The sequence below is a fragment of the Hyphomonas sp. UBA3601 genome, assembly GCF_002375605.1.
Lineage (GTDB): Bacteria > Pseudomonadota > Alphaproteobacteria > Caulobacterales > Hyphomonadaceae > Hyphomonas.
This window is the reverse complement of sequence record NZ_DFME01000130.1, coordinates 924-3,195: the sequence shown is the minus strand read 5'-3', so window position 1 is coordinate 3,195 and position 2,272 is coordinate 924. Positions and strand designations below refer to the sequence as shown.

The following is a 2,272-nucleotide window of genomic DNA, read 5'->3' as shown; positions in this document are numbered from 1 at the left end:
CCGCCGCTGCCATATTGGCGGGACGGGTCCTTGCGGCTGCGCCCGTCTCCCTTTGACAGGCGGCCATCCATACCGGCGGTGTATACCTCATCGAGATAACGCTTCAGAGGCCAGGGCAAGCCCATGGAGTTCAGGGGGAACTGAAAAAGTATCTGACCGGCCCAGAGTTGATTGGCGACCTCTTCTTCCGTGTCCCATCCATCTGCCACATGAGTGGTGCGAATGTTCCAATCGGCCGCCTCGAATATACGCCGAGCGCGTTCGACAAAGGCAGAGTTCAGTGTACCGGGAGAGGTTGGAAAGGGCTGGTGACCATTGACGATGAGGACATTTGTCATCCTCTCCTTCTGGCCGGGCCACTAAAGGACCGCAACTGCATGGGGCCATAAGTGCTGCTAACAGGGGAGGGTTATGGTCGCGTGAGCGGATCAGCCGCCCAGTGCTTTCCAGCGTATCATGGCCTCGCATGTGTTTTCGCCCTGGAAGGCAGACTTGGCGGCGCCATTGAATTGATCGGAGACGGATGCGGCCCAGACCGCAGCGGCCGCGTCATAGGATGTGAATCCGATCTCGGAAAGGCCACGCTCAATCCGGTTGCAGATCAGGCCGGCAACGTCCGGGTCAGCCGAGCTGTTGAGGTAGGAGATGCGATCTGACAGGTCGAGCCGTGAGAAGATGTAATCATACACGGTCAGGTCTTCACCAACATCAAAAGCCAGGATGTCGCCTGAAGTGACGCCGGTAAAGTCCGGGTATCCGGTATCCGAAACACCTGCTGTGAAAATGGACGGGATCGGCTGGTCCAGATACACGGCCCATTGACCGATGGCGCCTTTGCCGCGCGTGTCCTTGATATCATTCGTGTCCGGCAATTGTGCGGAGACAACGAGGATCGGCTTGTCGCTCCATGCCTTCACGGAAAACGCGCTGACCGATTGCTCCGTGATCGACTGACCGAACAGGGTGCTGGTGGAGTTATTCAGGAAGTTGGAAGCCTCCATCATCAGGGGCGCATTGAAATAGGTGACCAGTGTGGAAGTCGGTGCGATCAGATTGGCGGCGGTGGTCAGCGCCCCCATCACATTGGCGCTGGCTGAAGATTCCTTTTCATCCGACAACTGCAGGCGAAAGCGTGCCTCAATGGTCGTGTTGGGTCCGACCTTGAAGTAAGGCGTGGCATAGACCGAGATGCTTTCGTTCGTCGTCCAGGATTCGCCCTCGCGGTTATTCGAGGAGAAGGTGGAGGAGAAGAGCGCGTTGGTTGCGGTGATGTCCGGCTTGGCCACATCGAATTCGGCGATCAGGGTGCGGGTAATGCTGCGCGAAGACATCATGCGAGAGAACCAGCCCCGGCTCTCCTCGTCATAATTGCGAGCCTCAACTTCCTGACTGCGCACGCCGGACGTCACGCCTTCCATGTCATAAGCGTCGGGTTTCAGCGTGACGATCTGGATGCGCGTGTAACGGTCCTGCAGCATGTCTCCGAACTCGGAATAGACGGCTGCCTCGTCAATCGCGACATCGATATAGGGGAGGTAGTCCTTGGCGGGCACGGCGCCGCCGCTGGCGCGGCCGGTATGGCGCCGCACGGTGGGGGTTGGCGCGCCGAGAAAGTCATCATCACCGGGATTGGGTATGCCGCGCACGGGTCCGTTGGGTGCCTGCCCGTCTGCGGGCGGCGGAGACGCGGGTGCGGGGTCCGGGCTGGACGCGCAGCCGGCGACGATCATTGCGATGGCGATGGCGCTTGCGGACACCTGTTTCATGTCGTTCTTCCCCTGTATTATTCCCCAGCCTTACAGATTGTTAACAGACGAAATCCTGCAAGGCGACCCATTTTGATACGGAATTCGCGAGATAGGGGTATGGGAGCGAGGGTATGTCATGACCTCGCGTGAAGGTGAGGCCCAAGCGTCCAATATCGTCTTTACTCACATTTGCTGCGATGCAATAAGCGCCTTGCGCAAGGCCGCAGGCCTTCCTATATGCTCACTATGAGCATAATTATGCGCTCATAATAATCCGGGAGGATCCATCCTTGTTGCTCAATATGCTGAAAGCGAAACTGCATTCTGCGACCGTCACGCAGTGCGACCTTCACTATGAAGGCTCGGTCTCGATTGACCAGGACCTGCTCGACGCTTCGGGCATCTTGCCGAATGAGCGCGTGGATATCTGGAACGTCACCAATGGCGCTCGCATTCAGACCTATGCTTTGGAAGCTCCTCGCGGTTCGAAGACGATCGGTGTGAACGGCGCGGCGGCCCGCCAC

The 2,272-nt window shown here is 58.3% G+C and carries 3 protein-coding genes; 1 reads left to right on the top strand and 2 read right to left on the bottom strand.

The features are described from left to right. Together B4F73_RS14845 and B4F73_RS14840 are read right to left on the bottom strand one after the other, a co-directional pair. Positions 1 to 338 (bottom strand): NAD(P)H-dependent oxidoreductase (locus B4F73_RS14845; RefSeq protein ID WP_290483644.1); only part of this gene is annotated, 338 nt, incomplete at its 3' end. Positions 339 to 428: 90 nt separating this feature from the next. After that, positions 429 to 1,766 (bottom strand): hypothetical protein, encoded by a 1,338-nt coding sequence (locus B4F73_RS14840; RefSeq protein WP_206991256.1) that lies wholly within the window; start codon positions 1,764 to 1,766, stop codon positions 429 to 431. A gap of 272 nt (positions 1,767 to 2,038) precedes the next feature. Here B4F73_RS14840 and panD point away from each other — a divergent pair. Further along, on the top strand, positions 2,039 to 2,272 hold a 234-nt coding region (gene panD, locus B4F73_RS14835; RefSeq protein WP_290483643.1), incomplete at its 3' end, for an aspartate 1-decarboxylase.

Coding starts and splice junctions, on each gene's coding strand:
- B4F73_RS14840 (WP_206991256.1), bottom strand. CDS start 1,766: ATGAAACAGGTGTCCGCAAGCGCCATCGCCATCGCAATGATCGTCGCC.